This window comes from Agrobacterium sp. CNPSo 2736 (assembly GCF_004005385.1).
Lineage (GTDB): Bacteria > Pseudomonadota > Alphaproteobacteria > Rhizobiales > Rhizobiaceae > Agrobacterium > Agrobacterium leguminum.
Genome location: NZ_RZTX01000001.1, coordinates 385,460 through 410,731, shown reverse-complemented (window position 1 = coordinate 410,731; position 25,272 = coordinate 385,460). Strand labels below are relative to the sequence as shown.

Genomic DNA, 25,272 nt, shown 5'->3' with positions numbered 1-25,272 from the left:
TTGTGAGTCGGATGGACCAGGATCAGACGACAGCGCGACCGGCCAGAAAGGGCCTGTTGTCGCGGCGCGGTCCTCTGCGCCGTTTTATTCGCGGCCTCATCCTGCTTTGCGTCATTGTGCTCGGCGCATTTTCCGGCGGTTTCCTTTGGTTTGCCGATTCCGTCGCCTCCATGCGTCCGCCGGAGGGAGCGAGAGGCGATGCCATCATCGTGCTTACTGGCGGTTATCAGCGTATCGAACAGGCGGTCGGCCTGCTGAGAGACGGCGTGGGCAAGCGGCTTCTGATTTCCGGCGTCAACCCCGCCACCACCCGCGCACAAATCCGCAAGATGACGCAGGGGTCATCGGATATGTTTTCCTGCTGCGTGGATATGGGCTACAAGGCGATAGACACGATTGGCAACGCCAGTGAGGCGGCAAGCTGGATACGCGACCACAATTACTCCTCCATCGTCGTCGTCACCAATAATTATCATATGCATCGCAGCCTGCATGAATTGCGCAGCGCCAGCCCGCAGACGCAATTCATCGCCTATCCCGTCATCAGCGCCGATCTCGCCCGCACAAACTGGTTCGTGGAGCCGGATGTGGTGAGAACCATGCTTTACGAATATCTGAAGTTCGTGGCGGCGGCGGGACGCGACCTCACCGGCTTCGGCAAGGGCGACGGTCTGCGCAAGGCCGCCGCAGATCATTCCCGGATAAAGACGACAAGCGCTTCTTCCTGACCGGCGAGAACGCGCTTGCTGCGGCCCCTTGTTTTCGTGTAGGCGTCTGGCATCGGCATCCGGCATCGAGGCCTGTCCAAGGCTTCGGAACGGCTGCGCTCCGGGAAGGCTGTTGATGCTCAAGCTGCGCTCTTTTCTTTTCAATACGCTGTTTTATCTCAACCTGATTGTCCGCATGATCGTGCTGACGCCGATCTATTTCATCCTGCCGCGCAAGATCGCCTTCGAAATTCCCAAGAACTGGGCGCGCTCCAATCACTGGCTGATGAAAACCATCGTCGGCACCACCTTCGAGATCGAGGGGCTGGAAAACATTCCCGAGACCGGCTGCATCTTCGCGCCTAAGCATCAATCCTTCTGGGATACCTATGCGCTGCTCCCCAATCTGCCAGACCCCGTTTACATTCTAAAACGGGAGTTGATGTGGATTCCGCTGTTCGGCTGGTACGTGATGAAACAGCGTATGATCCCGGTCAACCGCGCCGCACGCGGCAAGGTGATGCTGAAGGTGATGGAGCGGGCGAAAGAGGAAATGGCCGCCGGTCGCGAGCTCATCATCTATCCCGAAGGCACGCGCCGCCCGCCGGGCGCCGAGCCCGAATATCGTTATGGCATCGCAAGGCTTTACCGCGATCTGCAGGTTCCGGTCATTCCCGTCGCCATGCATCCCGGCCTCTTCTGGCCGCGCCGTTCCACCATGCGTTATCCCGGCCATTTCAAGGTGCGTATCCTGCCGGCCATCGAGCCGGGGCTGGACCCCGACGTGTTCTTCAAGCGCCTGATCGACGTGACGGAAAAGGCGAGCGACGAGTTGCTGCTGGAAACCGTGCGCAACAACCCGCATTTGCCGCTGCCGCCGACCGCCGTGAAGCGGATCGCCGAACTTCAGGGCAAGGAAACCATGGCCGGCTGAGCGGCGAGCGTACCGACATTTTTCGCGATGCTCTCCAGCAGGGAGTCGCGAATGCCCATTTCCTGCAGATGCTGCACGGTGTTGAAGACATAATCCGTATTCGGCCCGGACCGGCCCGATGCGGCTGCGACGATGGTCGCCGATTCGGCAACGCCGAGACCGCCGATATATTGCTCATGCGCGGGATCGGCCACATAGGTCACCGCGCTGCTGCGTCTGCCATCGGAAAGCGCGATGGAGACCAGCCGCTCCTTATAGACATTCGTCACCAGTTCGCGCTCGCGCAGATAGATCATGACCGGCTCGCGGTCCTGTCCGCGCACGCGGAAAGCGACGCCAAGGCAGGAGCCGCCGCGCTCCAGGCCGAGAACGAGACCGGGCTTTTCTTCGGTGCCTCTATAAAAGTTGGAACTGATACAAAGCGAGCGCCGATAACCGTGCAGCCGCGCCTGCTGCCGCTCTTCAAAGGCGAAGCCGGGGTTCCACATCAACGAACCGTAGCCAAAGACCCAAAAATCGTCCATATCCCAAGCCAAATCGAAATTGTCTGAAGTCTGTTCATCGGAGATCAATATGGCAGCGTCAAGCCAATCCGGCACCGCCAAAAAATTCCTCTGGCTCGCCATCGCCATCCTCGTGGTCATCGGACTTTATACCGCCGGGTGGTTTTACGCCGCCGACAGGCTGAGGCAGACGGTTCTGAACGTCATTGCCCCCTCACAGGCCCGCAGCGTCAGCGGCGAATGCGGCGATATCGCCTTCAAGGGTTATCCCTTCCGCATCGGCCTCTTCTGCTCCAAAGTGACGGTGGATGACAAGGAGAACGGCGTTTCCGCCTCCTTCGGCGAACTTCGCTCGGCGGCGCAGGTCTACAATCCCGGCCACATCGTCTGGGAACTCGATTCGCCCGCGGAAATCCGTTCCGCCCACGGTCTGACGATTTCGGCTGCCTGGCAGAACATGCAGTCCAGCATCGTCACCAAGCTGAAGGGCATCGACCGCAGCTCGCTCGTCATCGACGGGCTGAAAGCGCAGGCGGTTTCTTCGGTCACCGGCCAGACCATCGATTTCGATGCGGTCAAAACGGAAATGCATCTGCGCCAGAACGGTGCCGATCTCGACGGGGCCATCACGCTCACCGACTCCGCGACCGTCATCAAGGACTGGCCGCAGCTTCTGCCGCGCCTCAACGCCATTGCCGATGTCACCCTTGCCGGCAAGGCGGGCATGGTGGATGGCAGCGACAGATCGGGCCTTTATGGCGCGAGCGGCGAGCTTCGCCGGCTGGTGGCCGATATTGGCGAAGGCCGAACCATGCGCATCAGCGGCCCCTTCTCCTTCGACAATGAGGGCTATCTCTCCGGCCAGTTCAAGCTGGAAATCGAAAAGCTCGGTGCATGGTCGGACAATGCCAAGCAGGTCTTCCCGCAGCTGCAGTCCACCATCGATACGGCCCGCAAACTGCTCGGCGCGCTCGCTGGCGGCGGTGACCGCGCATCCGTCGATCTCGTTGTGGATCGTGGCCGCGCCACGGTCAGCGGCTTTATTCCGCTTGGGAAAATTCCGCCGATCTGAGTGGCGATCAGGTCCTGGATCGTAAAAGAGTCTACTCACGGCGCAGACGCGCCGTGGCTGGATGCCGGATCTAGTCCGGCATGACGGAGAGAGCAAATCGCGCGTTGCCTTGCAGGCCTACTTCTTCTGGTCCAGCGCGTGACGGCCGAAGTCCGGTGCGTCGACATCCTGGCCCGCCTGCACGATAGAGCGGCGGATGGCGCGAGTGCGGGAAAACAGCTCGAACAGCTTGTCGCCCTCCCCCCAGCGGATCGCCCTTTGCAGCGAGGCGAGGTCTTCGGAAAAACGCGCCAGCATCTCGAGGATCGCATCCTTGTTATGCAGGCAGACATCGCGCCACATGGTGGGATCGGAGGCGGCGAGACGGGTGAAATCGCGGAAACCGGAGGCGGAATATTTGATGACTTCCGATTCGGTCACCGTCTCCAGATCATCCGCCGTGCCGACGATATTGTAAGCGATGATGTGCGGCAGATGCGACACGATCGCCAGAACCTTGTCGTGATGTTCGGCATCCATCTCATCCACGCGCGAACCGAGCGCCCGCCAGAAATCCTTCAGCCTTTCCAGAGCCTCGGCATCCGTGCCCGGCAGCGGTGTGAAGATGCACCAGCGGTCGCGGAAGAGACCGGCAAAACCGGCATCCGGGCCGGATTTTTCCGTACCCGCCAGCGGATGGCCGGGAATGAAATGTACATTGTCAGGCATATGCGGCGCCATCTGCGTGATGACCGCGGCCTTGGTGGAGCCGACATCGGTCACGATGGCGTCCGGCTTCAGATGCGGGGCGATCTGCTGCGCCACGCTTTCCGACGCTCCGACCGGCACCGAGACGATGACGAGATCGGCATCCTTTACCGCGCCTGCCGCCGAAACGGTGTAATCCGTGCCAAGCGCCAGTTCTTCCGCCCGTTTCAGCGTGTCTTCGCTGCGGGTGGAAATGGTCACATGGCGGGCAAGCCCCAGCTCCCTGACATCGCGGGCAATCGAGGAGCCGATCAGGCCGATGCCGATCAGCGCGATGCGTTCAAACATGATCTCAGCCATCACGCCTGCCCCATGAACTCGGTAAGGGCCGCGATGACGCCGAGATTGGCCTCTTCCGAACCGACGGTCATTCTCAGCGCATTCGGGAAACCGTAGCCACGTACCGCACGCAGAATGTAACCGCGGCGGCTCAGGAACTCGTCCGCATCCGCCGCGCGCCTGCCGTCCTGATCCGGGAAATGGATGAGGATGAAGTTGGTGACCGAAGGCGTGACGGTGAGGCCAAGGCCGGTAAAGGTCGTGACCAGCTTTTCCATCCACAGCGCGTTATGCGCCACGGCCTTCTCTACGAAGGCCTGATCGCGGATTGCCGCAGCACCCGCCGCGATAGCCGGCGCGCTCATATTGAACGGACCGCGCACACGGTTCAGTGCATCGATAACAGCGGCAGGGCCATACATCCAGCCGACGCGCAGGGCGGCGAGGCCGTATACCTTGGAGAAGGTGCGGGTCATCACCACGTTGCGGTTGCCTGAGACCAGTTCGAGACCGGCCTCGTAGTCGTTCTTGCGGACATACTCGGCATAGGCCGCATCCAGCACCAGCACGACATGTTTCGGCAGGCCGGCCTGCAGGCGGCGGATTTCCGCCACGGGAACATAGGTGCCGGTGGGATTGCCCGGATTGGCGACGAAAACCATCTTCGTCTTCGGCGTCACGGCGGCGAGGATCGCATCCACATCCACCGCACAATCCTTTTCCTTCACCGTCACCGGGGTGGCACCCGCGCCCATGATCTGGATCTTGTAAACGAGGAAACCGTGTTCGGTGATGATCGCCTCATCGCCCGCGCCCAGATAGACGTGGCAAAGCAGGCCGAGAAGCTCGTCCGAACCGTTGCCGCACATGATGTTCGCGATGTTGAGACCGTGCACGTCGGCAATCGCCTGACGCAGCGCGATGGCCTGACCGTCCGGATAGATTTCCAGATGGCTGGCAGCTGCGCCGAAAGCCTCTATCGCCTTCGGGCTCGGCCCAAGCGGCGTTTCATTGGAGGAGAGCTTATAAACCTTCGCAACGCCGTCCACATGTTCCTTGCCCGGAACATAAGCGGCGATATCCAGAATACCCGGACGCGGAACAGGTTGGCTAAGCTCTGCACTCATTTGATCGACCTTTGGAAAAGCGCCGGAGAACCCGGCAAAAGCAATGCCGGAGGCATTAGACCGGAATGGTCGCTTTGTCGAGGGTCAGCGCGGCTTTCCTTGGCTTGCGGCAGTGCGGGTGGTGGGCACCCCCTGCGGAGCCAGCACTGGCACAAAAACGCGACGCGAGGCGCGCTGGGTGACGGGCAATCCCTGATAGAGACGCTTCTGGGCTTCCACCACGATGACGCCGGAAAAAAGCGGCCACAGCCGGCGGCCGGTATGTTCGAGATAGCGGCGGAATTTCAGTATCGGCCGGCTGGTGGTGGGCGGAAAGAACAGCGCCTCGGCGGTAGCGCCCGGCGTAAAATTCGTTTCGCGCAAAAGCGCCGTCAGCTGTCCGCGTGAATAGGGCCTTCCGGAACCGAAGGGCGTATGTTCCATGCGCGCCCAGACGCCGCGCCGGTTCGGCACCACGATCACCAGACGGCCGCCGGGCGCCAGCACCCGCCACAGTTCCTTCAGGCTTTCACGCGGATTTTCGGCAAATTCCAGCGCGTGCACCATCAAGACCCGGTCTATCGACGCATCGGGCAGCGGCAGTTCCTCGTCGAACACCAGCGCGGTGGAAGACAGCTCGCCCGCCGGCCAGTTCACCGCCCCCTGCCCCGCCGGCATGAAGGCGAATGTGCGCTCCGTATCGCGGCGAAACCGCTCCAGAAACGGCACAGCGTAACCAAGGCCGACCAGCCGCTCTTCCGGCAAAGGCGGCCACAGCGTCGAAAGCGCCATGGTGATCGCCTGCTCGGCCGAGCGGCCAAGCGGAGAATGATAGAATTCGCGCAGATCGACGATATCGGTATTCATGGGCGAGAATGTAGCATCAGGCGGTTGGACTTCAAGGCGTCTGCCCTTACATAGAAGGTCAGGCGGGCGAATGCGCCGGTTTGGGCCGGCAAATGGAGAGGATAAGATGAAACCTTTGGAAATAGACGTCTTTCTTTGCCGCAGCGACAATTTCGGGGTTCTTCTGCACGATCCCGAAAGCGGCGCGACGGCCACCATAGACGCACCGGAAGAAGGACCTATCCTGCAGGCGCTCGACGGCCACGGCTGGAAGCTCACGCATATCTTCACCACCCACCACCATCAGGACCATGTGGAGGCCAATCTGGCCCTGAAAGACAAGTTCCGCTGCGAAATTCACGGCCCCTATGACGAAGCGGTTGCGATCCCCGGTCTCGACCGTTCGCAGGCCGATGGCGACGAGTTCGAATTCGCCGGCCGCCGCGTACAGATCATCGCCACGCCCGGCCATACGGCGGGACATATCTGTTATTATCTGCCCGATGACGGGCTGCTGTTTGCCGCCGATACGCTGTTTGCCATGGGCTGCGGCCGCCTGTTCGAACGTCCGGCGGCGGATATGTGGCATTCCTTCCAGAAACTCATGGCGCTGCCGGATGAGACCAAGGTTTATTTCGGCCATGAATATACACTGACGAATGCCCGTTTCGCCCTCACCGTCGATCCGGAGAATGCTGTGCTGAGCGAGCGCGCGGCCCACATCGAGAAGGCGCGGCAGGCGAATGAATTCACCATTCCCACCACGATCGGGCTCGAAAAACAGACCAATCCCTATATGCGGGTGGCCGACGCCGGTATTCGCAAATATCTTGGCCTTGAAAGCGCCACCGATGCCGATGTTTTCGCGGAAATCCGCACACGCAAGGACAATTTCTGATGGGAACGGATATGTCGGCACAGGCGATCATTCGCGAACTGGGGCTGGAGCCGCATCCCGAGGGCGGTTTTTACCACCAGACATTCCGCGACAAGGCAGGCGGTGAGCGCGGCCATTCGACAGCGATCTATTATCTCCTGGAAAAGGGCGACCGCTCGCACTGGCACCGGGTCACCGATGCGGTGGAGGTCTGGCACTATTATGCCGGCGCGCCGATCGCGTTGCATCTTTCGCAGGACGGCCGGGAAGTGCAGACCTTCACGCTCGGCCCCGCCATTCTTGAAGGCGAGCGCCCGCAGGTCATCGTTCCCGCCAATTGCTGGCAATCGGCCGAGAGCCTCGGCGACTTCACGCTCGTCGGCTGCACCGTCTCTCCGGGCTTTGCCTTTTCGAGCTTCGTTATGGCAGAGCCCGGCTGGTCGCCGGGTGATGCTCCGTAATTGCCTCAGCCACCATATTTCGTGGCGGTGATGTAAACCTGCCCCACCCGGGTCGGAATGATGGCATAAACAGGCGCATAGACATCCATGTTGTTCGACTTGGCGAACCAGATCTCCATGGAGATGGATTTCAGATATTCGATATCCTTGCGCCCCTGCCTGTAACCCGACTTCGGCACATACCGCGCCTTGCAGACGATGGCGTCGCCATTAAAACCATTGGTCTTGAACGGCTTGGTGCCGCTGGAGCTCAAAACCAGATCGAGTCGCGATTCGCCGTCATAGATCGGCAGGCGAGTCGGGCAGATGCGGCCGCCCGCGGGAATGATGAGGCCGGAAATCGGATCGAGAACCGAGCGCAGGTCGCGGTCCTTCACGTCCACCCAGTTGTCCGGCCGGGCTTTCGGCTCAGGCTTCACCGTCGTCGATGTGACGTTGCCGTTGCGATAGACAACGTCATAGGTGCGCACCCGCTTGCCGTCCTTATAGACCAGCGAATATTCGTTGGCCTGCAGCCGGTGGCCGCGCTTGGCGCCGGAAACGGTCGTCTTGCCGGAAATATCCTTGAGGATGCTGGCAAGGCCGGCGGCGCTGAAGGAGCCGGAGATCGAATAATTCGGCCCGTCCATGCGAGTCGAGAAACTCGCCCTGGCAATCGGCAAAATGCCGAGATTGATGCTGTACTCGCTTGTGTGGCGCGCTTCGGCGGCGAGCGAGGGGGAGACGCCCGTTAACGCTATTGTCGCGGCCACGAAAATGCTTTTTCCTCTGGCAATCATTTCGATATCACCTTAAAAGAGGCGCGGAAGCGGCCTTATCGGGCGATCATATACGCTGACTTGTGGCAATAAAAAAGCGGATGCCGGTTGAAAACGCCGGAATTTCCTTTCATTTGATCGCGAGCGGCTTGACTGTTAAGTCTCGTCTGACTATAGAACCGCAACTTTCCAATCATGGCCAGTTGGATTGCCACCCCGGTTTTGCCGGTGGCGAGCCAGTGGTGAAACAGACGAAACGAAATAGGTGTACCCATGTCCCGTGTATGCGAATTGACCGGCAAGGGCGTCCAGACGGGCAACAACGTCAGCCACGCCAACAACAAGACCAAGCGCCGGTTCCTTCCGAACCTCTGCCAGGTCACGTTGATCTCCGATGCTCTCGGCCAGCGTTTCCGCCTGCGTGTTTCCGCAGCCGCTCTGCGCTCCGTTGAACACCGTGGCGGCCTCGATGCCTTCCTTCTGAAGTCCGGCGAAAACGAACTGAGCATGCGCGCTCGTCTCCTGCGCCGCCAGATCGCCAAGAAGACGGCCGAAGCTGCTTAATAGCGGTTTCGACATTATCTGAATTCAGAAGGCTTGAATGGCTTTGCCGCTCAAGCCTTTTGTTTGTTCCAGATTTTAGTTGCATCGGGTTTTGCGAAAACCGTTTGAGATGTTTTCCTCCGATGCTTGGCTCCAACTGGTGGCATCACCCAGGATAAAAAAATGCCCTATCTGCGCTTTACGCTTATCTATGTCCTGCTGATGACACTGGTGGTTGTCGCATCCAATATTCTGGTGCAATACCCGCTTTCCGGCTCGCTGTTCGGCGTCAATCTCGGCGACCTTCTGACCTGGGGCGCCTTCACCTATCCAATCGCCTTCCTCGTCACGGACCTGACCAACCGCCAGTTCGGCCCCTCCATCGCGCGCCGCGTCGTGCTTGCCGGCTTCGTCGTCGGGGTCACGCTGTCTTTCTGGACATCCATTCCGCGCATCGCAGTCGCTTCCGGCACCGCCTATCTGATTGGCCAGCTGCTGGACATTTCCGTTTTCAACCGCCTGCGCCGCCAGCGCTGGTGGCATGCGCCGCTCGCCGGCTCCATGCTGGGATCGGTGCTGGATACGGCCCTGTTCTTCTCCATCGCCTTTGCCGCAAGCTTCTCCTTCGTCGGCCCCAACGATGCCTTCGCCATCGAAAACGCTCCCATCCTCGGTGTCTTCGCCGTGGAAGCGCCCCGTTGGATTTCCTGGGCGCTGGGTGATCTTTCGGTGAAGGTTCTCGTCGGCCTCGTCATGCTCCTGCCCTACGGCGCGCTGATGAACACGCTGAAGCCGATGCCGGACGCCGTAAAAACGGGCCGCGTTTAACACCGGGCAAGCGCGGATCAAATCGCGCTTGCAAGCCAGCCGTCAGCATTGCAGTCTGTCGTCCGTGGCACAGCGCGGAGGCAGTCGACATGCAGATCAAGGACGTTATAGACATCGTGGAGGCCGCCAGCGCCACGCTTTCAGGGTCAACCTTCAACGACGTCAATCTATCCGGCACGGTCTTCGACAATGTCAATCTTTCCGGGGCGAGCTTCAACAATATCAATTTGTCAGGCGCGTCGTTCACGGATAACAACATGTCCGGCTGGTCGATCGATGACGTCAATTTTTCCGGTCTGAAACTGAGCAACTCAAACCTGTCCGGTGCGCAGATAACGTCATGCCGGATGACCGGCATGAAGATCGACGGCATTCCCGTCGAGGACCTGATGGCAGCCTATAAGGCGGCACAGCAGCAGGCCTGATTTTACTCCACCAGTTTGAATTCCAGCATCAGGTTGCGCTGGAGGAACGAGTGATTGTCATCGGAAACGATGATGAGGCGTGTGGAGCCGTCCGGCCCCTTCACCACATCCATGCCTTCCATATTGTCGATCTGGTAGGCCATGCCGGCTTCCATGAGGATTTCGCCATCCACCACCGCGCCAGGCCGGATATCGGCGCCACGGATGCGACGGATGCGCATGCCGACGCCTTCGGCGAAATTGAAGCGGCGCTCAAGAAGCAGCAGGTCGCCATTGGGCAGGAACGCACCGTCCGTCACGTCGAATGACGGATGATGCGTAACGGCGAATGTGCCCTTGCGCGGACCTTCCAATATGGCGGCGAGAAGATTGCCGTCCGTATCGATGCTTTTTTCAGCCACGACGACCAGAGCCCCGGCGAGCGGCGAATCGGCCGGCGACACCGCGAGAGCCTCCAGGCCGCCATTATGGCGCAACTCGTTGCTGGGGATGAGATATGGCAGGCGGTCGAACGGCTTTGCGGTGGCGAAGCCCGGATCGGGATAGATATCGATCCTGTGGCGCTGCTCGTAACTGACGAGAACCCTGCCGTCGCGCAGCGCAAGCCCTTCCGCATCCATCTCCATCTTGCGCGACGGTTCGCGCCCGCTCATGTCCAGCATGGGGGTGATGCGGGCATCGGCAAGCCCGGACAAAGCACCGCGAGCGTCACGCAAGACCCTGCCCGTCAGCCAATGACCGGTATCCAGCACCGCAACGAGGTCCTCCCCATTGGGGCGGAAACGGATGGAGGATATCGCCCCGAACAGCTTTTCCGGCGCGCTCATCACCATGCCGCCGATAAATTCCAGCTTGCCGAAACGTTTTTCGCTGGTGCCGACCTCGAAAGAGGAAAGCAGACGCACGCTCACCGGCACATCGATGGTGGATGCGCCGATGGAAACCGGACATAGCGATGCGGCCGCCAGAATGGCGGCCATCGCAAGCGTCTTGCAGGCGGAAGAAGCCCGGCCCCGCTTATCCCGCACGGCGAACCCTGCGGGACGAACCGGAAGCGCCGCTCGTATCCTCGAAGAGCGCCGCGAGCTGCTCGGTCATTGCGCCGGCCAGTTCGTCCGCATCCACAATGGTCACGGCGCGGCGATAATAACGCGTCACATCGTGGCCGATACCGATTGCCAGCAGTTCCACTGGCGAGCGCGTTTCGATCTGCTCGATGACGGCGCGCAGATGCCGCTCCAGATAATTGCCCGGATTGACCGACAGGGTCGAATCGTCCACCGGCGCACCATCCGAAATCATCATCATGATCTTGCGCTGCTCGGGGCGGCCGATCAGGCGGTTATGCGCCCACATCAGCGCTTCGCCGTCGATATTTTCCTTCAGCAGGCCCTCGCGCATCATCAGGCCGAGATTACGCCGCGCGCGCCGCCACGGAGCGTCCGCCGACTTGTAGATGATATGGCGCAGATCGTTGAGACGACCCGGCGACGCCGGCTTGCCATTGGCGAGCCACTGTTCGCGCGATTGCCCACCCTTCCACGCCTTGGTGGTGAAGCCCAGAATCTCCACCTTCACGCCCGAGCGCTCCAGCGTGCGCGCCAGAATATCGGCGCAGGTGGCAGCCACGGTAATGGGACGGCCGCGCATCGAACCGGAATTGTCGATGACCAGCGAAACCACGGTATCGCGGAACTTGGTGTCGCGTTCCTTTTTGAAGGAAAGCGGCTGCATCGGGTCAATAATGAGCCTGACGAGGCGGGCCGGATCGAGATAGCCCTCTTCCAGATCGAAATCCCAGGAACGGTTCTGCTGTGCCATCAGGCGGCGCTGCAAGCGGTTCGCCAGACGCCCGACGGCGCCCTGAAGGTGAGCGAGCTGCTTGTCGAGGAAGGCGCGCAGACGGTCGAGTTCCGCCTCGTCGCACAGTTCCTCGGCGTGGATTTCCTCGTCGAATTCCTGCGTGAAAATGCGGTAATCGACCTTCTCGTTGAAATCGTCGAAGGGGCTGTTGGGACGGCGGGTTTCGCCGGGCGTTTCGGAATCCTCGTCGAGATCGTCGGACATTTCCTCGTCCGACATCTCGGCGCCGTCCATCTCGCCTTCTTCCATTTCCTCCTGCGAGGCCTCGTTTTCATCGGCGGGCGTCGCGTCCGAGCCGGCCTCCTCCTCGACCTGCTCTTCTTCGGTCTCGTTGGTGCGCGGCTGGTCCTCGTTGGATTCCGCTTCCTGGCTCTCGGGCTCGTTATCCTCGTCGCCGAAATCCTCCGCCATCTGCATGGAGGTCAGCATCTTGCGCACCAGTCGCGAAAACGCCTTCTGGTCGGTGATGACGCTGGAGAGATCCTTGAGGTCGCCGGCCGCCTTGTCCTCGATGAAATCGCGCCACAGATCGACAACCTTGCCGGCGCTTTCCGGCGGCTTCTCCCCGGTCAGCTTCTCGCGCACCAGAAGCGCCACGGCTTCAGCAAGCGGCGCATCGTCCTTGTTGTTGATGCCGGCGAAGTTGGCCTTGGCGTATTTTTCCGTGTTCATGGCATGGATGTTGGAGGCCATGCCCGGCATGCGCAGCGCGCCGATGGATTCCACCCGCGCCTGTTCCACCGCATCGAAGATCAGCCGCGCTTCAGCGCCCTGCGGCGACATCACCGCATGGGTGTCGGCATCATGGCAGGCAAGGCGCAGCGCCATGGAATCGCCAAGGCCGCGGGTGATGGCGATTTCCTGCGCGGTCGGTTTCTTGGAGATTTCCGGCAGGCGCATGCGCTCACCGGCAAGACCCGGCCGCTCATTGGCGAAGACGACTTCGACTTCGGCATCGCCGGCGACGGATCGCACGCATCCGGCAATCGCCTGACGCAACGGCTCCGTATCGACCGCCGTACCCGGTTTTGCTCTGGAATTGTCGCCGCGCCCTGCCATTGTCTTTCCTGTCATTTGTCGGCGCCTGCGGCACGCGATCAGAAGATCGCGCGCCCCACCGGCGTCTTCAAGTCATCGGTGATCTTCTCCGGACAAGCCGGGGACGATCAGGCGCTGAGAACGATGTTCGCGGCGCTTTCCTTCAGCTCGACGCCGAAAGCCCGCTGATATTGCTCGGCCACCAGCGTGCGCTCCAGCTCGTCACACTTGTTGAGGAAGGTTACGCGGAAGGCAAAGGCGAGATCGCCGAAGATTTCCGCATTTTCCGCCCAGGTGATGACGGTACGCGGGCTCATGACCGTGGAAAGATCGCCATTGATGAAAGCCGAACGGGTGAGATCGGCCACGCGCACCATCTTGGAGACGGTTTCGCGGCCCTTCGGATTGTCGAAGCTCTTCACCTTGGCGGCGATGATGTTCACTTCCTGCTCATGCGGCAGGTAGTTCAGCGTGGTGACGATGGACCAGCGGTCCATCTGCGCCTGGTTGATCTGCTGCGTGCCGTGGTAAAGGCCGGTCGTATCGCCAAGGCCGATGGTGTTGGCGGTCGCGAAAATGCGGAAGGCCGGGTGAGGACGGATGACGCGGCTCTGGTCGAGCAGGGTCAGGCGGCCGGAGGATTCCAGCACGCGCTGGATGACGAACATCACGTCCGGGCGACCGGCGTCATATTCGTCGAAGACGAGCGCGACATTGTGCTGGTAGGCCCAGGGCAGAATGCCGTCCTTGAATTCGGTAACCTGCTTGCCGTCTTTCAGAACGATGGCGTCCTTGCCGACGAGGTCGATACGGCTGACATGGCTGTCGAGGTTGACGCGCACGCAGGGCCAGTTGAGGCGGGCGGCCACCTGCTCGATATGGGTAGATTTACCCGTGCCGTGGAAACCGGAGACCATGACACGTCGGTTGTGAGCAAAACCGGCAAGGATCGCAAGCGTCGTGTCGCGATCGAAAAGATAGTCGGGATCGAGGTCAGGCACATAGGCGTCGCCCTGGGAATAGGCGGGAACCCGCAGATCCGTATCAATGCCGAAAACCTCCCGCACGGACACCGTCGTGTCGGGCAGGTTGGAAATATCAAGGTCGATTTTGCTCATCACGTCTCCAAGGCGGGCGGCAGCCACCCGGCCACATCATCAATCAGGCGGTAAACACATAAGTTGGCTTAGCAGAAACCTGACTGCTTTAACAATTGATATGCTTGAACAACAGCCCGAAAACGCTCTTCCGAACCACGATCGCCACCATTAGCATCAGGATGGTGCTTTTTGACAAGCTCCTTGTAGCGCCTTTTTATGTCTTCCTGCTTTGCGGTGGAAGAAAGACCGAGCGTATCGAAGGCTTTTGCCTCCAGCGTCTTCAATTTTCGGTCCTGCTGCATGCGGGTGCCGCCTGCCCTTGCGCCGCCCGCAAAACCGCCGGCGAAGCCGAAAGGATCGCGGATACGGGCGTTCCCGCTCGCCGTGCCGGAACGCAGCGTGGAGTGCAGCGGGCTGTCGCGGGCCGTCTTGTTGACGCCCACCGTCCAGGTGGGGCGATGGCCGGTGATCGCTTCCTTCTGGTAACGGGCGATCTCGCTGTCGGACAGGCCGGAAAAATAATTATAGCCCTTGTTGTATTCCTTCACGTGCTCAAAACAGAACAGGAAGAATTGCCCCTCGGCGTTGCGGCCGACGGGTGCCCGGTGAATACCCGGCTTGTCGCATCCGTCCCACTGGCAGGTCGGGGCCTGAACCTCAGGTTCCCTCTCCCTTTTCCGGCGCGTGCGAATGCGATCGAAATATTTCGAATCCAGTTTCATGATGCCCTGATTATGGGGTGCGAAAAGCCGCACAACAAGAATTGACAAAGCGGAATGTTACAGGCTTTTAGGGAGCCCCCTTCAAAGACCGGCAAACAGAATTGGAGCCCTTCGAATGTCTCTGCGAGAGCGCATAGAAACCAAGCTCAGGGAAAGCTTTTCACCGGAGCGACTTAGGGTCGTCGATGAAAGCCAGATGCATGCGGGTCACCAGCCGGATATGACCGGCACGGGCGAGACGCATATGCGTGTTCAGATAGTGTCGGAAAGCTTTTCCGGCAAGTCCCGCGTCGAGCGCCACCGGGCGATCAACGCGCTTTTGAAGCCGGAACTCGATGCCGGCCTGCATGCGCTGGCGATAGAGGCGGCAGCGCCGGGGGAAGCGGTGCGGTTCTAGGCACGGCTTCCTTTGTCTCGCGGCCTTAACCCGGATGCTTTTCCGACAGGAAGGACTGCACCTCGGACGCTGCAACATCATCGGCCACGAAGGATTGACCGATGCCGTGGGTGAGGATGAAGGTGAGCTTGCCGCCCTTGACCTTCTTGTCCTGCGCAATTGCCGTCATCAGCGTTTCGACTGGCGGCAACTCGCCGGGAATATCCTTCATCGTAGTCGGCAGGCCGACGGCCTTCAGATGCGCCTCGACGCGGGCGGCATCGTCCGGGCTTGCGAGGTTGAGACGGGCGGAGAACTGGTGGGCCAGCACCATGCCGATGGCGACGCCTTCGCCATGCACCAGCCGCTTGCTGTCGTAATTGGTCGCCGCCTCCAGCGCATGGCCGAATGTATGACCGAGGTTCAGAAGGGCGCGCACGCCGTTTTCCTTCTCGTCGGCCACCACCACATCGGCTTTCGCCTGGCAGCTCGTCGCAATCGCCTGGATGCGCGCGGGGCCGCCGGTGCGAATTTCATCCCAGTTCTTTTCCAGCCAGAAGAAGAAATCCGGCTTGTCGATCAGCCCGTATTTCACCACTTCGGCATAACCGGCGCGGAATTCACGCGGGCTCAGCGTATCGAGCACCGCCGTATCCGCCAGCACCAGATCGGGCTGGTGGAACACGCCGACGAGGTTCTTGCCATGGCGGCTGTTGATGCCGGTCTTGCCGCCGACGGAGGAATCGACCTGCGCCAGAAGCGAGGTCGGTATCTGCACGAAGCGCACGCCACGGCGCACGATGCCCGCTGCGAAACCGGCGAGATCGCCGATCACCCCGCCGCCGAGCGCGATCACCGCATCGTTGCGCTCCACTCGTGCTGCCAGAACCGCATCGCACACGGTGACCAGATGCTCGAAGCTCTTGGTCTTTTCGCCGGCCGGCAGGGTCAGCGAGACGGCCTCGATGCCATCCGTCTGCAGGCCGTCCATCAGCCCTTCGAGGTAGAGCGGCGCGACATGTTCATCGGTGATGATGGCCGCGCGCCGGCCCTTCAGCCGCGCCGAAATCTCGCCGCCCGCCCGGCCGATCAGGCCCGGCCCGATCAGAATGTCATAGGCGCGCTCGCCGAGCGGCACATGGACGAGACGTTCATCGGCGTGGATTTCGGAAGGCGTCATGGGGATCAGTCTTTCTGTTCGATGCCGGCTATGGCGGCCAGCACTTCTGTCACGATGATTTCCTTGCGGACATCGCGGGATTCGATGGTCAGATCCGCTTCCGCATAGATCGGATAGCGCTTCTCCATCAGGGCCGCCAGCGTGGCCTTGGGGTTTTCGGTCTTGAGAAGCGGGCGGTGGTCACGCTTGTTGACCCTCTCCCACAACACCTCGAGATCGGCTTTCAGCCACAATGAAATGCCGCCGCGCGTGATGTGCCGGCGGGTATTGTCGTTGATGAAGGCGCCGCCGCCGGTGGAGATGACCTTGGGGCCGCCGCGCAGCAGCCGCTTGATGACCCGCGTTTCCAGCGCCCGGAATTCTTCCTCACCATAGGTGGCGAAAAGTTCGGATATCGTCATGCGCGAAACGCGTTCGATTTCGACATCCGTATCGATGAACGGCACCTTAAGCTGCTGGGCGACCATGCGGCCCACCGCCGACTTTCCAGCCCCCATCAGCCCGACGAAGACGATGTTGCGCCGTCCGAGCTTTGCCCGCGCTTGCTCCCCGAGTGTGGCCGGGACGGATAAATTCGTTTCATTCATAGATTTGAAAGCCCGTTTGGCATGGATATCTGCAAATGTTTACGAAGCGTCAAGCCAAATTGCTGACTGAATTGCGGTGAATCACAATCATCGCCGCATGCGGCATGGAGCGGAGCGGGCATTTTGATCTTGTCGCCGCTTTCGCCGCACCGCATATACGTTTCGACCGCCACCTTCACGGAGCCGCCATGCCCACCCTCTTCCGCTTCACGATGATACTGGCGACCATCGCGGGGCTGATCTATGGCGGCATGGTGCTGCTCGTCATGGTCGTCAAACCGCGCGACCGCGAAGTGACGGTGCGCATTCCTTCCGAGCGACTGAACCCGCCGTCGACCGAACCGGCAAGGCGCACCCCATGAGCGGACCGGCAGGAGGGCGCGACGGCGCGCGGCTGGAAAGTTTTCTGGAAATGATGAGCGCCGAACGCGGGGCAGCCGCCAACACGCTGTCTTCCTATGAGCGCGATCTTTCCGATCTGCGCGAATTTCTCGGTCAGCGCGGCCAGTCCCTGACGCAGGCGCAGACGCCTGACCTTTCCGCCTATCTGACCCATCTTTCCACGCAGGGTTTTGCCGCAACCTCACAGGCGCGACGTCTTTCCACCATGCGGCAATTCTATCGTTTTCTCTATTCGGAAGGGCTGCGCGGCGACGACCCGACCGGCATCATCGATGCGCCGAGGAAAGGTCTCGCCTTACCGAAAACGATGAGCGTCGCCGATGTGAACAGGCTGCTTAGCCTCGCGGCGCAGGAAGCCGCCACATCCGGTCCCGGCCAGCTTGCCCGCATCCGCATGCATCTGCTGCTCGAACTTCTTTATGCCACCGGCATGCGTGTCAGTGAGCTTGTCTCGCTGCCGGTCAAGGTGCTGCGTCAGGAAGGACGCTTCCTGATGATACGCGGCAAGGGCAACAAGGACCGCATGGTTCTTCTTTCCCGCGCCGCCATCGAGGCGATGGAAAAATACGAGGCTGCCAGAAAGGCGCTCGCATCGGAAAAAAGCAAGGTGGCCGCTTCGCAGAAAAAACCGGAGACACCGGAAAGCCCGTGGTTGTTTCCTTCGAGCAGCAAGGAAGGCCACCTGCCCCGCCAGGTTTTTGCCCGCGACCTCAAGGACATCGCCATCCGTGCGGGCCTGACCCCGTCTGCGATATCACCGCATGTGCTGCGCCACGCCTTTGCCAGCCACCTTCTGCAGAACGGCGCGGATTTGCGCGCGGTACAGGAACTGCTCGGCCATTCCGACATTTCCACGACACAAATCTATACACATGTGCTGGAAGAACGCTTGCAAGAGCTGGTACAAACACATCACCCCCTTGCCAAACAGGGCAAAAACCTTGATTAGAGCGACCGGAACCGCCGGATAATCCGGTCAAACCTTGCGCAAAACGATCGGAAACGGATCTCATGCACAATTATCTCGACTTCGAAAAACCTATCTCGGACCTTGAGGGCAAGATCATCGAGCTGAAGAAGCTTGCCGATGAAGACGAGAGCATAGACACCTCGGAGGAGATCAACCGTCTGGAATCGCGCGTCAACGACGCGATGCAGGACATCTATTCCAAGCTCAACGCCTGGCAGAAAACGCAGGTCGCGCGCCATCCGCAGCGTCCGCATTTCGTCGATTACGCCAAGGCGCTGTTTACCGATTTCACGCCGCTGGCCGGCGACCGCAAGTTTGCCGAAGACGCCGCCATTCAGGCAGGCCTCGGCCGCTTCAACGGTCAGCCCGTCGCCATCATCGGCCAGGAAAAGGGCAACGACACCAAAAGCCGCCTGAAGCATAATTTCGGCAGCCCTCGGCCGGAAGGTTATCGCAAGGCGATCCGCGTGCTGGAACTGGCCGACCGTTTCTCGCTGCCGGTGATCACCCTCATCGATACGGCAGGCGCCTATCCCGGCGTCGGCGCGGAAGAGCGCGGCCAGGCCGAAGCCATCGCCCGCTCGACGGAAATGTGCCTCAACGTGAAGGTGCCGATCGTCTCCGTCGTCATCGGCGAAGGCGGCTCAGGCGGCGCAATCGCGATCGCCACCGGCAACCGCGTCTATATGCTCGAACATGCGATCTATTCGGTGATCTCGCCGGAAGGCGCCGCCTCCATTCTCTGGCGCGATTCGACCCGCGCCAAGGAAGCCGCAACCAACATGAAGATCACCTCGGAAGATCTGAAGGCGCTCGGCGTCATCGACGGAATCATTCCCGAGCCGATCGGCGGGGCGCATCGCGCTCCGGAGACCGTGATCAACGCGACGGGCGATGTGATCGCCAAGGCTCTGGCCGATCTTTCCCAGCGTTCCGGCACACAGCTGCGCGCCGAACGCCGCCAGAAATTCCTGGATATCGGCCGGAACCTCTAGAGCATTTCCAGTAAAAGTGCGCAGCGGTTTTACGTCCGGAAAATGCGTCAAAAGAAGGAGTCAGATTGTTTTGGCGGTTCGAAGAAAAGCCGAAACAATCTGGCTCCGGCCTTATTTTCCTTGAATATCGCCCCAACTCGGCCATAGTCCGGTCACATCAACAGATGTATCGGCGGCCGTGGGGGCGGATCCGATTTGAGTTAAGAAGATGTAAACGGTTAATACCGTATTTAAAATACACACGGGACGGTGTAGAACTGCCGCCGCTTCGTGCCATCGTCTTTCGGATCAGATCATGCGTTTGACACATTTTGCACTTCTTGCCTGCACCGCGCTCGTTCTTGCCGGCTGTAACGATACGCTCGAAACCGTTGAACGCGACGTTTCCCACGTCAAGAACAAGGTCGATTACCCGCTGTCTCCGTCCATTCTGGCCGAGATCGACAAAAGGGGCATGGACCGCACTTCGCCGATCATGATCCGCATCTTCAAGGAAGAAGGTGCCTTGGAAATCTGGAAAGCCAGGCGCGACAACCGTTTCGAGAAGATCGCCGGCTACGAGATTTGCGCATGGTCCGGCAAACTCGGCCCGAAGGTGAAGGAAGGCGACCGGCAGGCGCCGGAAGGTTTCTACAACCTGACACCGGCGCATCTCAATCCGAACTCGAAATATTATCTCGCCATCAATACCGGCTTCCCGAACCGTTACGATGCCGCCAATGGCCGCAACGGCACCAATCTGATGATCCATGGCGCCTGCTCGTCCTCCGGCTGTTATTCGATGACGGATGCGCAGATTCTTGAAATCTACGGTTTTGCCCGTGACGCCTTCAAGGGCGGCCAGAAGACCGTGCAGTTGCAGGCCTTCCCCTTCCGCATGACGGCGGAAAACATGGCCCGCCATCGCCAGAGCGAACATCTCGAATTCTGGAAGATGCTGAAGGTCGGGTACGACAATTTCGAAGTGACCAAGCGCCCGCCGGAAGTGAATGTCTGCGAGAAGAAATATGTCTTCAACCAGCAGACGGAAGGCGGCAGCTTCAACGCGTCTGCCCAATGCCCGGCCATGAGCACACCGCCGGCGCTCGTCAGCGCGCTTTCGAGCTACGAGAAGACCTACGATCTCGCCTATGAAAAGGCGATGAAGAAATATGACGGCATGGCCTGGTACGACCCGAGCGAAGCCGAGCGCAAGGCGCTGGTCGCCGAAAAGCGCAAGGGCCGCGAGCCCGCCTATGCCCCGACCGGCTCGGCGCTGAAGGCCGGCAAGCTGATGAAGGAAACGGAATATGCCGCGCTGATGGAGAAGAAGGCGCAGCAGGTGACGTCTTCCTCTCCAGCCACGACCGCAACCGCCTCTTCCCTGCGCGGCCCGCGTCCTTCGGCTGTCCAGCCCGCCACGGCACCGCAATCGAACCCGGCCCCCGCGGCACCGACGATGGTTGCCTCGGCTACCCCCGCAGCAGCCGGCCAGACCGGAGCTGCCGCCCAGAGCATCCCGGTTCCGGCCATGAACCCGCTTGCCTATTCCGCAGCGCCTGCTCCGGAAGCGCCGGAAAAGAAGCCGTTCTGGAAGTTCTGGGCCAAGGAATGAGCGACACGGCCGAGATCGTCTATGATTTGAGGGGGCTTAAATGCCCCCTTCCGGTTTTGAGAAGCCGCAAGAAACTCGCAACCCTGAAGGCGGGAGATGTTCTGACCGTCGAGACGACCGATCCGCTGGCGGTGATCGATATTACCCATATGTGCAATGAGGATGGGCATAGGCTGGTGGAAACCACTGCGCTGGATAAGGGGCATCGGTTTCGCATTGTGAAAGGCGGGTAACCGGCGTTCAACGCTGACGCTCCGGGCTTACCCCCCCTCTGCCCTGCCGGGCATCTCCCCCTCAAGGGGGGAGATCAGTTGTGGCGACCGCTCGCTTTCTCACAAGCTCTGCACTTCGGGCTACTGCATCGATAAGATGTTCGAAGCAAGCCGCTTGTCGATCTCCCCCCTTGAGGGGGAGATGTCCGGCAGGACAGAGGGGGGTGAACCACACCCGCCGACCTAGACCATCACGACACGCCCTAAAACCGCAACCCCGAAACCGCCAGCGGATTATCCGTCATCGCCTGCCTGTCCGGCCGGTCGATGCCCGGTGCGCTTGTAAAGGCCGCGAACAGGTCCTGCACGAAAGCCTCCGGCAAATCCTTCGTAATCAGCACCATGCGCGTACGCTGATCGGCCGGGTCCGGCCAGGCTGCAAGGCGCTCCGGCGTGTGGAAAATATTCTGCACCCCATGCAGCACCAGCGGCCGGGCCGGATTGTCCGACAGCTTGACGATGGCCTTCATGCGCAGGAGCTTTTCACCATGTGCCGAGCGCAGCAGATCTACGAACATGTCGATCGCCATCGGGCTGACCGGCTGATCGTGAATGATCGAGAAGGAACGGATAGACGCATCGTGCCGGTTCACATCGTGATGATGGTGGTCGTCGTCGTGATCGCCATGATGGTGGTGGTGGCCATGGTCGTGATCGTGATGATCGTGCGCCGCCTCTTCGCCCAGCCAGCGGCCGACATCGGCGTTCTTGCTGCCGGCATCGTAAAGGCCGTTGTCGAGAAGCCCCGCAGCGCTCCACTCGGTTTTGTCGCCATCCTCGATGGCCGCACGCGGATTGAGCGCTTGTAGACGGGCTGTCAGCGTGGAAATCGTGGCGGCATCGGCAAGCGCGCGCTTGGTCATCACCAGACGGTCAGCCACGGCGGCCTGTTTCACCGCCTCCTGATGATTGTCGAGCGTGGAAAGGCCGTTCACGGCATCCACCACCGTAATCATGCCGTTCAGCACGAAATTCTGCGCGATGACCGGGTTGCCCATGACCGACTGCATGACGGGGGCGGGATCGGCAAGGCCCGTGGTCTCGATCACCACCCGTTTTACCGGCTTCAGCTTGCCTGTCTGGATGCCGTCCATCAGTTCCGCCAGCGTATCCACCAGCTCGCCGCGCACCGTGCAGCAGAGGCAGCCCTCCGCCAGCTCGATGATGCCCTCACCCGCGCTTTCGACGAGCATGTGATCGATGCTGACATCGCCGAATTCATTGATGATGATCGCCGCATCGCTCATCGCCGGATCCTTGAGGAGCCGGTTGAGCAATGTCGATTTTCCGGCGCCGAGAAATCCGGTGATGATGGAAACCGGGATGCGATCGCGAGACATGACTTGCCTGTGTGTTGATGGCCGCTCCGGCAGGTCACTGGACGATACGAAACCCGGAGCCGCATGGAGCTAAAAGAAATCGCCCGCGCCTGGAAGCCGCGAGCGACACTGTAATATCATAACATCGTCGACCTGCGAATACACAAACCGCATTGCAACCGCGAGGCTCCCCCTCGAGATTGTCACCGATCATCAGAATGTCGGGCGCGGAATCGGGATCGGCACGTTCGCCAGTTCGCCCTTGCCGGCTCCCTTGGCGGCATTCACCGCCACCGTCTCACTGCCCGGAATGAGACCGGCGAAGGAATATTCCGGCGGGCGGGTCATTTCCTGCACATAAGGCGAATGGATGACCATGCGGCCAGCCTCGTCGCGGCTTTCGCTGCGCACCTTGGCGGCCTTCGGGTTGCAGATTTCGGCGCTGACATCGTTCACATCGCCGGTATCGCCATAGGGCGCCAGCGAGGCGAGCGAGACGCCTTGCCCCGAGGGCGCCGTCAGCCCCATCTGCAACAGATCGGCCGACTGATCGGTGCGTCCGGCAAGGCTGTCAGCACCCAGCACGACCGTGATGACAGAGCGGCCATTGCGCACGGCCGACGACACCTGGTTGAAGCCGGAGGCACAGATGAAGCCGGTCTTCATGCCATCCGCGCCATCGAAACGGCCGACCAGCATGTTAAAGTTAGCGTAGTTCTTCTTGCCGGTGCTGACGCCTTCCAGCGAGAAATAATGGGCATATTCCGGAAACTCGCGCTTGATGATCAGCGCCAGCAGCGCCAGATCCCGGGCGGTCGTATATTGTCCCTTGCCGGGCAGGCCATTGGCGTTGATGTAACGGGTGGAACTCATGCCCAGCCGCTGCGCCTGCGCATTCATCTGCGCCACGAAATTGTCGCTGGTGCCGCCGATGGTCTCGGCAATCGCCACGGCGATGTCATTGGCGGATTTGATGAGCAGCAGCTTCAAAGCGCTATCCATCGTCAGCTTCTGGCCGGGCTTGAAATACATTTTCGAGGCCGGCTGGTCGGCGGCCTTCTTGCTCATCACCACTTCCGTCTGCGGGCTGATCTTTCCGGCCTTCATCTGCGAAAAGGCGATATAGGCGGTCATCAGCTTGGTGAGCGAAGCGGGATACCACTTGCGGAAGGCTTCCTGATGGGAAATCACCTTGCCGGTTTTGACATCGACCACCATTTTCGGATTGGCATTGGCCACGGGCGCTGCGGCAACGAGGCCTGCGGTCATGATGGCAACGGCTGCGGAGAGCCGTCTGGCGGCGTTTGGCGATTTAAAAGTCTGTGGCAAGGCTTGTCCTCGAATTCCCGTCTTCGGTCGGGGAATGGCAATATTCACCATATATGTCCTAGCAATGGCAAAGTACATTGATTACGTCAATTATGCGGCGCACTATCCACCACGGAGGATAGGATTTTACGACACGCCGCACCGATGAACCCAGGAATGAACGAATGCCGATTTTGAACAGAGCCGCCGAACTCCAGCAGGAAGTCAGCGAATGGCGGCGTCACCTGCATGAAAATCCCGAGATTTTGTATGATGTCGACAACACTGCGGCCTTCGTTGCGGAGAAGCTGAAATCTTTCGGCGTTGACGAAATCGTGACCGGTCTCGGCCGCACGGGTGTGGTCGGCATCATCAAGGGCAATCTTCCGGGCAATCGCACCATCGGCTTTCGCGCGGATATGGACGCTCTCCCCATTCTGGAGGAAACCGGCAAGCCCTGGGCATCGAAAACAGCGGGCGCCATGCATGCCTGCGGCCATGACGGCCACACCGCCATGCTGCTCGGCGCAGCGAAATATCTCACCGAGACCCGCAACTTCGCCGGCTCCATCGCCGTCATCTTCCAGCCGGCGGAAGAAGGGGGTGCCGGCGCGCTCGCCATGGTCGAAGACGGCCTGATGGAGCGTTTCGGCATTAACGAGGTCTATGGCATGCACAACATGCCGGGAATTCCGCTCGGCGCCTTCGCCATTCGCAAGGGCGGCATCATGGCGGCACCGGACAAATTCTCCATCACCGTCAAGGGCCGTGGCGGCCATGCGGCACAGCCGCACCGCACCGTCGATCCCATCACCATCGGCGCGCAGATCGTCGGCAATCTGCAGATGATCGCCTCACGCAATGCCGACCCCATCCGCTCGGTGGTCGTCTCCGTCACCCGCTTTCAGGCCGGTTCCAGCCACAACATCATCCCCAACGAGGCATTGATCGCCGGCACGGTGCGCAGCCTCGATGAAACGGTGCGCGATCTGGCGCAGGATCGCATCAAGCAGATGGCGGAAGGTATTGCCCTTGCCAACGGCGCGGAAGCGGAAGTCGTCTATGAGCGTTATTGCCCGGTGACCTTCAACCACGCCGCCGAGACCGACCACGCCATCCGTGTGGCGCGCGATGTGGCAGGCGAACCGAATGTCGACCCCGACGTCGATCCTTCCATGGCGGGAGAGGATTTCTCTTTCATGCTGAAGGAAAGACCGGGCTGCTTCATCTTCATCGGCAACGGCGATTCGGCCGGGCTTCACAATCCGGGCTATGATTTCAACGACGAGGCCATCGCTTACGGCATTTCCTATTGGGTGAAACTGGCCGAACAGCGCCTGACGAGCTGATTGCCGGCCAACGCGAAGAAAGCCGAGGAAGAGATCGACCGCGATGAAGAACGCGGTTGATCCGCAGGCATCGTCAGGTTAAAGAGCAATTCAGTGTCCACGTAGCTCAGC

At 60.5% G+C, this 25,272-nt stretch carries 28 protein-coding genes; 15 read left to right on the top strand and 13 right to left on the bottom strand.

Going from position 1 to position 25,272, the window contains the following annotated elements:
* The first annotated feature begins 11 nt into the window (after nucleotides 1–11).
* Nucleotides 12–728 (top strand): YdcF family protein, encoded by a 717-nt coding sequence (locus EM858_RS01885; protein WP_164865301.1) that lies wholly within the window; start codon nucleotides 12–14, stop codon nucleotides 726–728.
* 115 nt (nucleotides 729–843) lie between these two features.
* On the top strand, nucleotides 844–1,641 hold the full coding sequence (locus EM858_RS01880; RefSeq protein WP_127755620.1) for a 1-acyl-sn-glycerol-3-phosphate acyltransferase: 798 nt from the start codon (nucleotides 844–846) through the stop codon (nucleotides 1,639–1,641).
* On the opposite strand, the gene EM858_RS01875 is transcribed toward EM858_RS01880, so the two are convergent.
* Entirely contained in the window at nucleotides 1,614–2,165 is a 552-nt protein-coding gene (locus EM858_RS01875; protein ID WP_127755619.1) for a gamma-glutamylcyclotransferase, read from the bottom strand. The two genes, EM858_RS01880 and EM858_RS01875, sit on opposite strands and share 28 nt — an antisense overlap.
* Nucleotides 2,166–2,214: 49 nt before the next feature.
* On the opposite strand from EM858_RS01875, the gene EM858_RS01870 reads away from it, so the two are divergent.
* On the top strand, nucleotides 2,215–3,216 hold the full coding sequence (locus tag EM858_RS01870; protein WP_127755618.1) for a DUF2125 domain-containing protein: 1,002 nt from the start codon (nucleotides 2,215–2,217) through the stop codon (nucleotides 3,214–3,216).
* A 117-nt stretch (nucleotides 3,217–3,333) separates the two neighbouring features.
* Here the strand turns inward: EM858_RS01870 and EM858_RS01865 are convergent, their stop codons facing one another.
* The 3 genes from EM858_RS01865 to EM858_RS01855 all read right to left on the bottom strand — a co-directional run bounded on the left by EM858_RS01865 (nucleotide 3,334) and on the right by EM858_RS01855 (nucleotide 6,215).
* Nucleotides 3,334–4,263 carry a prephenate/arogenate dehydrogenase family protein gene (locus EM858_RS01865; RefSeq protein ID WP_127755617.1) on the bottom strand — a complete coding sequence of 310 codons (930 nt, stop codon included), beginning with the start codon at nucleotides 4,261–4,263 and terminating at the stop codon, nucleotides 3,334–3,336.
* Nucleotides 4,263–5,369 (bottom strand): histidinol-phosphate transaminase, encoded by a 1,107-nt coding sequence (gene hisC, locus EM858_RS01860; RefSeq protein WP_127755616.1) that lies wholly within the window; start codon nucleotides 5,367–5,369, stop codon nucleotides 4,263–4,265. Before hisC ends, EM858_RS01865 begins: the two co-directional genes overlap by 1 nt.
* 84 nt (nucleotides 5,370–5,453) lie before the next feature.
* Complete coding sequence (locus tag EM858_RS01855) at nucleotides 5,454–6,215, bottom strand: class I SAM-dependent methyltransferase (protein ID WP_003523306.1); 762 nt, start codon at nucleotides 6,213–6,215, stop codon at nucleotides 5,454–5,456.
* 106 nt (nucleotides 6,216–6,321) lie between these two features.
* Here EM858_RS01855 and gloB point away from each other — a divergent pair, with 106 nt between their 5' ends.
* Together gloB and EM858_RS01845 are read left to right on the top strand one after the other, a co-directional pair.
* Nucleotides 6,322–7,092, top strand: a complete 771-nt coding sequence (gloB, locus tag EM858_RS01850) for a hydroxyacylglutathione hydrolase (RefSeq protein WP_127755615.1) — start codon at nucleotides 6,322–6,324, stop codon at nucleotides 7,090–7,092.
* Nucleotides 7,092–7,532: a cupin domain-containing protein gene (locus tag EM858_RS01845; RefSeq protein ID WP_164865268.1), complete on the top strand. Its 441-nt coding sequence runs from the start codon at nucleotides 7,092–7,094 to the stop codon at nucleotides 7,530–7,532. The genes gloB and EM858_RS01845 overlap by 1 nt, the downstream gene beginning before the upstream one ends.
* Nucleotides 7,533–7,537: 5 nt before the next feature.
* Here the strand turns inward: EM858_RS01845 and EM858_RS01840 are convergent, their stop codons facing one another.
* Nucleotides 7,538–8,311: a DUF3108 domain-containing protein gene (locus tag EM858_RS01840; RefSeq protein ID WP_003523301.1), complete on the bottom strand. Its 774-nt coding sequence runs from the start codon at nucleotides 8,309–8,311 to the stop codon at nucleotides 7,538–7,540.
* A gap of 252 nt (nucleotides 8,312–8,563) precedes the next feature.
* On the opposite strand from EM858_RS01840, the gene rpmB reads away from it, so the two are divergent.
* The 3 genes from rpmB (at nucleotide 8,564) to EM858_RS01825 (ending at nucleotide 10,086) form a co-directional block, all read left to right on the top strand.
* Nucleotides 8,564–8,854 carry a 50S ribosomal protein L28 gene (gene rpmB / locus EM858_RS01835; protein WP_003509888.1) on the top strand — a complete coding sequence of 97 codons (291 nt, stop codon included), beginning with the start codon at nucleotides 8,564–8,566 and terminating at the stop codon, nucleotides 8,852–8,854.
* 162 nt (nucleotides 8,855–9,016) lie between these two features.
* Nucleotides 9,017–9,661: a queuosine precursor transporter gene (locus EM858_RS01830; RefSeq protein WP_127755614.1), complete on the top strand. Its 645-nt coding sequence runs from the start codon at nucleotides 9,017–9,019 to the stop codon at nucleotides 9,659–9,661.
* Nucleotides 9,662–9,750: 89 nt separating this feature from the next.
* On the top strand, nucleotides 9,751–10,086 hold the full coding sequence (locus tag EM858_RS01825) for a pentapeptide repeat-containing protein (protein WP_077985339.1): 336 nt from the start codon (nucleotides 9,751–9,753) through the stop codon (nucleotides 10,084–10,086).
* Nucleotides 10,087–10,088: 2 nt separating this feature from the next.
* Here the strand turns inward: EM858_RS01825 and EM858_RS01820 are convergent, their stop codons facing one another.
* The 4 genes from EM858_RS01820 to EM858_RS01805 form a co-directional block, all read right to left on the bottom strand.
* Nucleotides 10,089–11,066 carry an esterase-like activity of phytase family protein gene (locus tag EM858_RS01820; RefSeq protein WP_164865300.1) on the bottom strand — a complete coding sequence of 326 codons (978 nt, stop codon included), beginning with the start codon at nucleotides 11,064–11,066 and terminating at the stop codon, nucleotides 10,089–10,091.
* 37 nt (nucleotides 11,067–11,103) lie between these two features.
* Nucleotides 11,104–13,008: a cobaltochelatase subunit CobT gene (gene cobT, locus EM858_RS01815; RefSeq protein ID WP_127755896.1), complete on the bottom strand. Its 1,905-nt coding sequence runs from the start codon at nucleotides 13,006–13,008 to the stop codon at nucleotides 11,104–11,106.
* A gap of 107 nt (nucleotides 13,009–13,115) precedes the next feature.
* Nucleotides 13,116–14,105: a cobaltochelatase subunit CobS gene (cobS, locus tag EM858_RS01810; protein ID WP_004445672.1), complete on the bottom strand. Its 990-nt coding sequence runs from the start codon at nucleotides 14,103–14,105 to the stop codon at nucleotides 13,116–13,118.
* Between the two features lie 68 nt (nucleotides 14,106–14,173).
* The gene (locus EM858_RS01805; RefSeq protein ID WP_059755848.1) at nucleotides 14,174–14,809 is read right to left on the bottom strand and encodes a J domain-containing protein; all 636 of its coding nucleotides are present in this window, start codon (nucleotides 14,807–14,809) and stop codon (nucleotides 14,174–14,176) included.
* A 115-nt stretch (nucleotides 14,810–14,924) separates the two neighbouring features.
* Between EM858_RS01805 and EM858_RS01800 the strand changes: the two genes are divergently transcribed.
* Complete coding sequence (locus EM858_RS01800; protein ID WP_003509873.1) at nucleotides 14,925–15,206, top strand: BolA family protein; 282 nt, start codon at nucleotides 14,925–14,927, stop codon at nucleotides 15,204–15,206.
* Nucleotides 15,207–15,231: 25 nt separating this feature from the next.
* Here EM858_RS01800 and aroB read toward each other — a convergent pair whose 3' ends face one another.
* Together aroB and EM858_RS01790 are read right to left on the bottom strand one after the other, a co-directional pair.
* Complete coding sequence (aroB, locus tag EM858_RS01795; RefSeq protein WP_127755612.1) at nucleotides 15,232–16,365, bottom strand: 3-dehydroquinate synthase; 1,134 nt, start codon at nucleotides 16,363–16,365, stop codon at nucleotides 15,232–15,234.
* Nucleotides 16,366–16,370: 5 nt separating this feature from the next.
* The gene (locus EM858_RS01790) at nucleotides 16,371–16,952 is read right to left on the bottom strand and encodes a shikimate kinase (RefSeq protein ID WP_080819351.1); all 582 of its coding nucleotides are present in this window, start codon (nucleotides 16,950–16,952) and stop codon (nucleotides 16,371–16,373) included.
* 188 nt (nucleotides 16,953–17,140) lie between these two features.
* Between EM858_RS01790 and EM858_RS01780 the strand changes: the two genes are divergently transcribed.
* The 5 genes from EM858_RS01780 (at nucleotide 17,141) to EM858_RS01760 (ending at nucleotide 21,146) form a co-directional block, all read left to right on the top strand.
* Nucleotides 17,141–17,314: a hypothetical protein gene (locus EM858_RS01780; protein ID WP_035239639.1), complete on the top strand. Its 174-nt coding sequence runs from the start codon at nucleotides 17,141–17,143 to the stop codon at nucleotides 17,312–17,314.
* Nucleotides 17,311–18,303, top strand: a complete 993-nt coding sequence (gene xerD / locus EM858_RS01775) for a site-specific tyrosine recombinase XerD (RefSeq protein WP_127755611.1) — start codon at nucleotides 17,311–17,313, stop codon at nucleotides 18,301–18,303. Before EM858_RS01780 ends, xerD begins: the two co-directional genes overlap by 4 nt.
* A gap of 62 nt (nucleotides 18,304–18,365) precedes the next feature.
* Nucleotides 18,366–19,319: an acetyl-CoA carboxylase carboxyltransferase subunit alpha gene (locus tag EM858_RS01770; RefSeq protein ID WP_003523282.1), complete on the top strand. Its 954-nt coding sequence runs from the start codon at nucleotides 18,366–18,368 to the stop codon at nucleotides 19,317–19,319.
* A gap of 295 nt (nucleotides 19,320–19,614) precedes the next feature.
* Nucleotides 19,615–20,913, top strand: a complete 1,299-nt coding sequence (locus tag EM858_RS01765) for a murein L,D-transpeptidase family protein (RefSeq protein ID WP_127755610.1) — start codon at nucleotides 19,615–19,617, stop codon at nucleotides 20,911–20,913.
* Entirely contained in the window at nucleotides 20,910–21,146 is a 237-nt protein-coding gene (locus EM858_RS01760) for a sulfurtransferase TusA family protein (protein WP_127755609.1), read from the top strand. Before EM858_RS01765 ends, EM858_RS01760 begins: the two co-directional genes overlap by 4 nt.
* A 242-nt stretch (nucleotides 21,147–21,388) precedes the next feature.
* Here EM858_RS01760 and EM858_RS01755 read toward each other — a convergent pair whose 3' ends face one another.
* Both EM858_RS01755 and EM858_RS01750 read right to left on the bottom strand, forming a co-directional pair.
* A complete protein-coding gene (locus EM858_RS01755) occupies nucleotides 21,389–22,525 on the bottom strand; it encodes a GTP-binding protein (RefSeq protein WP_127755608.1) in 1,137 nt (378 codons plus the stop codon).
* Between the two features lie 192 nt (nucleotides 22,526–22,717).
* Complete coding sequence (locus tag EM858_RS01750) at nucleotides 22,718–23,773, bottom strand: D-alanyl-D-alanine carboxypeptidase family protein (protein ID WP_162686197.1); 1,056 nt, start codon at nucleotides 23,771–23,773, stop codon at nucleotides 22,718–22,720.
* Between the two features lie 224 nt (nucleotides 23,774–23,997).
* Between EM858_RS01750 and EM858_RS01745 the strand changes: the two genes are divergently transcribed.
* Nucleotides 23,998–25,161, top strand: a complete 1,164-nt coding sequence (locus tag EM858_RS01745; RefSeq protein WP_127755607.1) for a M20 aminoacylase family protein — start codon at nucleotides 23,998–24,000, stop codon at nucleotides 25,159–25,161.
* The last annotated feature ends 111 nt before the right edge of the window (nucleotides 25,162–25,272 follow it).

Excerpts from the sequence above, each read along its gene's own strand:
- EM858_RS01745 (WP_127755607.1), top strand. The coding sequence starts at position 23,998 with ATGCCGATTTTGAACAGAGCCGCCGAACTCCAGCAGGAAGTCAGCGAA.
- EM858_RS01880 (WP_127755620.1), top strand. The coding sequence starts at position 844 with ATGCTCAAGCTGCGCTCTTTTCTTTTCAATACGCTGTTTTATCTCAAC.
- EM858_RS01865 (WP_127755617.1), bottom strand. The coding sequence starts at position 4,263 with ATGGCTGAGATCATGTTTGAACGCATCGCGCTGATCGGCATCGGCCTG.
- EM858_RS01875 (WP_127755619.1), bottom strand. The coding sequence starts at position 2,165 with ATGGACGATTTTTGGGTCTTTGGCTACGGTTCGTTGATGTGGAACCCC.
- EM858_RS01855 (WP_003523306.1), bottom strand. The coding sequence starts at position 6,215 with ATGAATACCGATATCGTCGATCTGCGCGAATTCTATCATTCTCCGCTT.
- EM858_RS01840 (WP_003523301.1), bottom strand. The coding sequence starts at position 8,311 with ATGATTGCCAGAGGAAAAAGCATTTTCGTGGCCGCGACAATAGCGTTA.
- cobT (WP_127755896.1), bottom strand. The coding sequence starts at position 13,008 with ATGGCAGGGCGCGGCGACAATTCCAGAGCAAAACCGGGTACGGCGGTC.
- EM858_RS01765 (WP_127755610.1), top strand. The coding sequence starts at position 19,615 with ATGCGTTTGACACATTTTGCACTTCTTGCCTGCACCGCGCTCGTTCTT.
- EM858_RS01825 (WP_077985339.1), top strand. The coding sequence starts at position 9,751 with ATGCAGATCAAGGACGTTATAGACATCGTGGAGGCCGCCAGCGCCACG.
- gloB (WP_127755615.1), top strand. The coding sequence starts at position 6,322 with ATGAAACCTTTGGAAATAGACGTCTTTCTTTGCCGCAGCGACAATTTC.
- EM858_RS01750 (WP_162686197.1), bottom strand. The coding sequence starts at position 23,773 with ATGACCGCAGGCCTCGTTGCCGCAGCGCCCGTGGCCAATGCCAATCCG.
- EM858_RS01805 (WP_059755848.1), bottom strand. The coding sequence starts at position 14,809 with ATGAAACTGGATTCGAAATATTTCGATCGCATTCGCACGCGCCGGAAA.
- EM858_RS01800 (WP_003509873.1), top strand. The coding sequence starts at position 14,925 with ATGTCTCTGCGAGAGCGCATAGAAACCAAGCTCAGGGAAAGCTTTTCA.
- aroB (WP_127755612.1), bottom strand. The coding sequence starts at position 16,365 with ATGACGCCTTCCGAAATCCACGCCGATGAACGTCTCGTCCATGTGCCG.
- EM858_RS01820 (WP_164865300.1), bottom strand. The coding sequence starts at position 11,066 with ATGGCCGCCATTCTGGCGGCCGCATCGCTATGTCCGGTTTCCATCGGC.
- EM858_RS01760 (WP_127755609.1), top strand. The coding sequence starts at position 20,910 with ATGAGCGACACGGCCGAGATCGTCTATGATTTGAGGGGGCTTAAATGC.
- EM858_RS01830 (WP_127755614.1), top strand. The coding sequence starts at position 9,017 with ATGCCCTATCTGCGCTTTACGCTTATCTATGTCCTGCTGATGACACTG.
- EM858_RS01780 (WP_035239639.1), top strand. The coding sequence starts at position 17,141 with ATGCCCACCCTCTTCCGCTTCACGATGATACTGGCGACCATCGCGGGG.
- EM858_RS01790 (WP_080819351.1), bottom strand. The coding sequence starts at position 16,952 with ATGAATGAAACGAATTTATCCGTCCCGGCCACACTCGGGGAGCAAGCG.
- rpmB (WP_003509888.1), top strand. The coding sequence starts at position 8,564 with ATGTCCCGTGTATGCGAATTGACCGGCAAGGGCGTCCAGACGGGCAAC.
- EM858_RS01885 (WP_164865301.1), top strand. The coding sequence starts at position 12 with ATGGACCAGGATCAGACGACAGCGCGACCGGCCAGAAAGGGCCTGTTG.
- EM858_RS01755 (WP_127755608.1), bottom strand. The coding sequence starts at position 22,525 with ATGTCTCGCGATCGCATCCCGGTTTCCATCATCACCGGATTTCTCGGC.
- EM858_RS01870 (WP_127755618.1), top strand. The coding sequence starts at position 2,215 with ATGGCAGCGTCAAGCCAATCCGGCACCGCCAAAAAATTCCTCTGGCTC.
- xerD (WP_127755611.1), top strand. The coding sequence starts at position 17,311 with ATGAGCGGACCGGCAGGAGGGCGCGACGGCGCGCGGCTGGAAAGTTTT.
- cobS (WP_004445672.1), bottom strand. The coding sequence starts at position 14,105 with ATGAGCAAAATCGACCTTGATATTTCCAACCTGCCCGACACGACGGTG.
- hisC (WP_127755616.1), bottom strand. The coding sequence starts at position 5,369 with ATGAGTGCAGAGCTTAGCCAACCTGTTCCGCGTCCGGGTATTCTGGAT.
- EM858_RS01770 (WP_003523282.1), top strand. The coding sequence starts at position 18,366 with ATGCACAATTATCTCGACTTCGAAAAACCTATCTCGGACCTTGAGGGC.
- EM858_RS01845 (WP_164865268.1), top strand. The coding sequence starts at position 7,092 with ATGGGAACGGATATGTCGGCACAGGCGATCATTCGCGAACTGGGGCTG.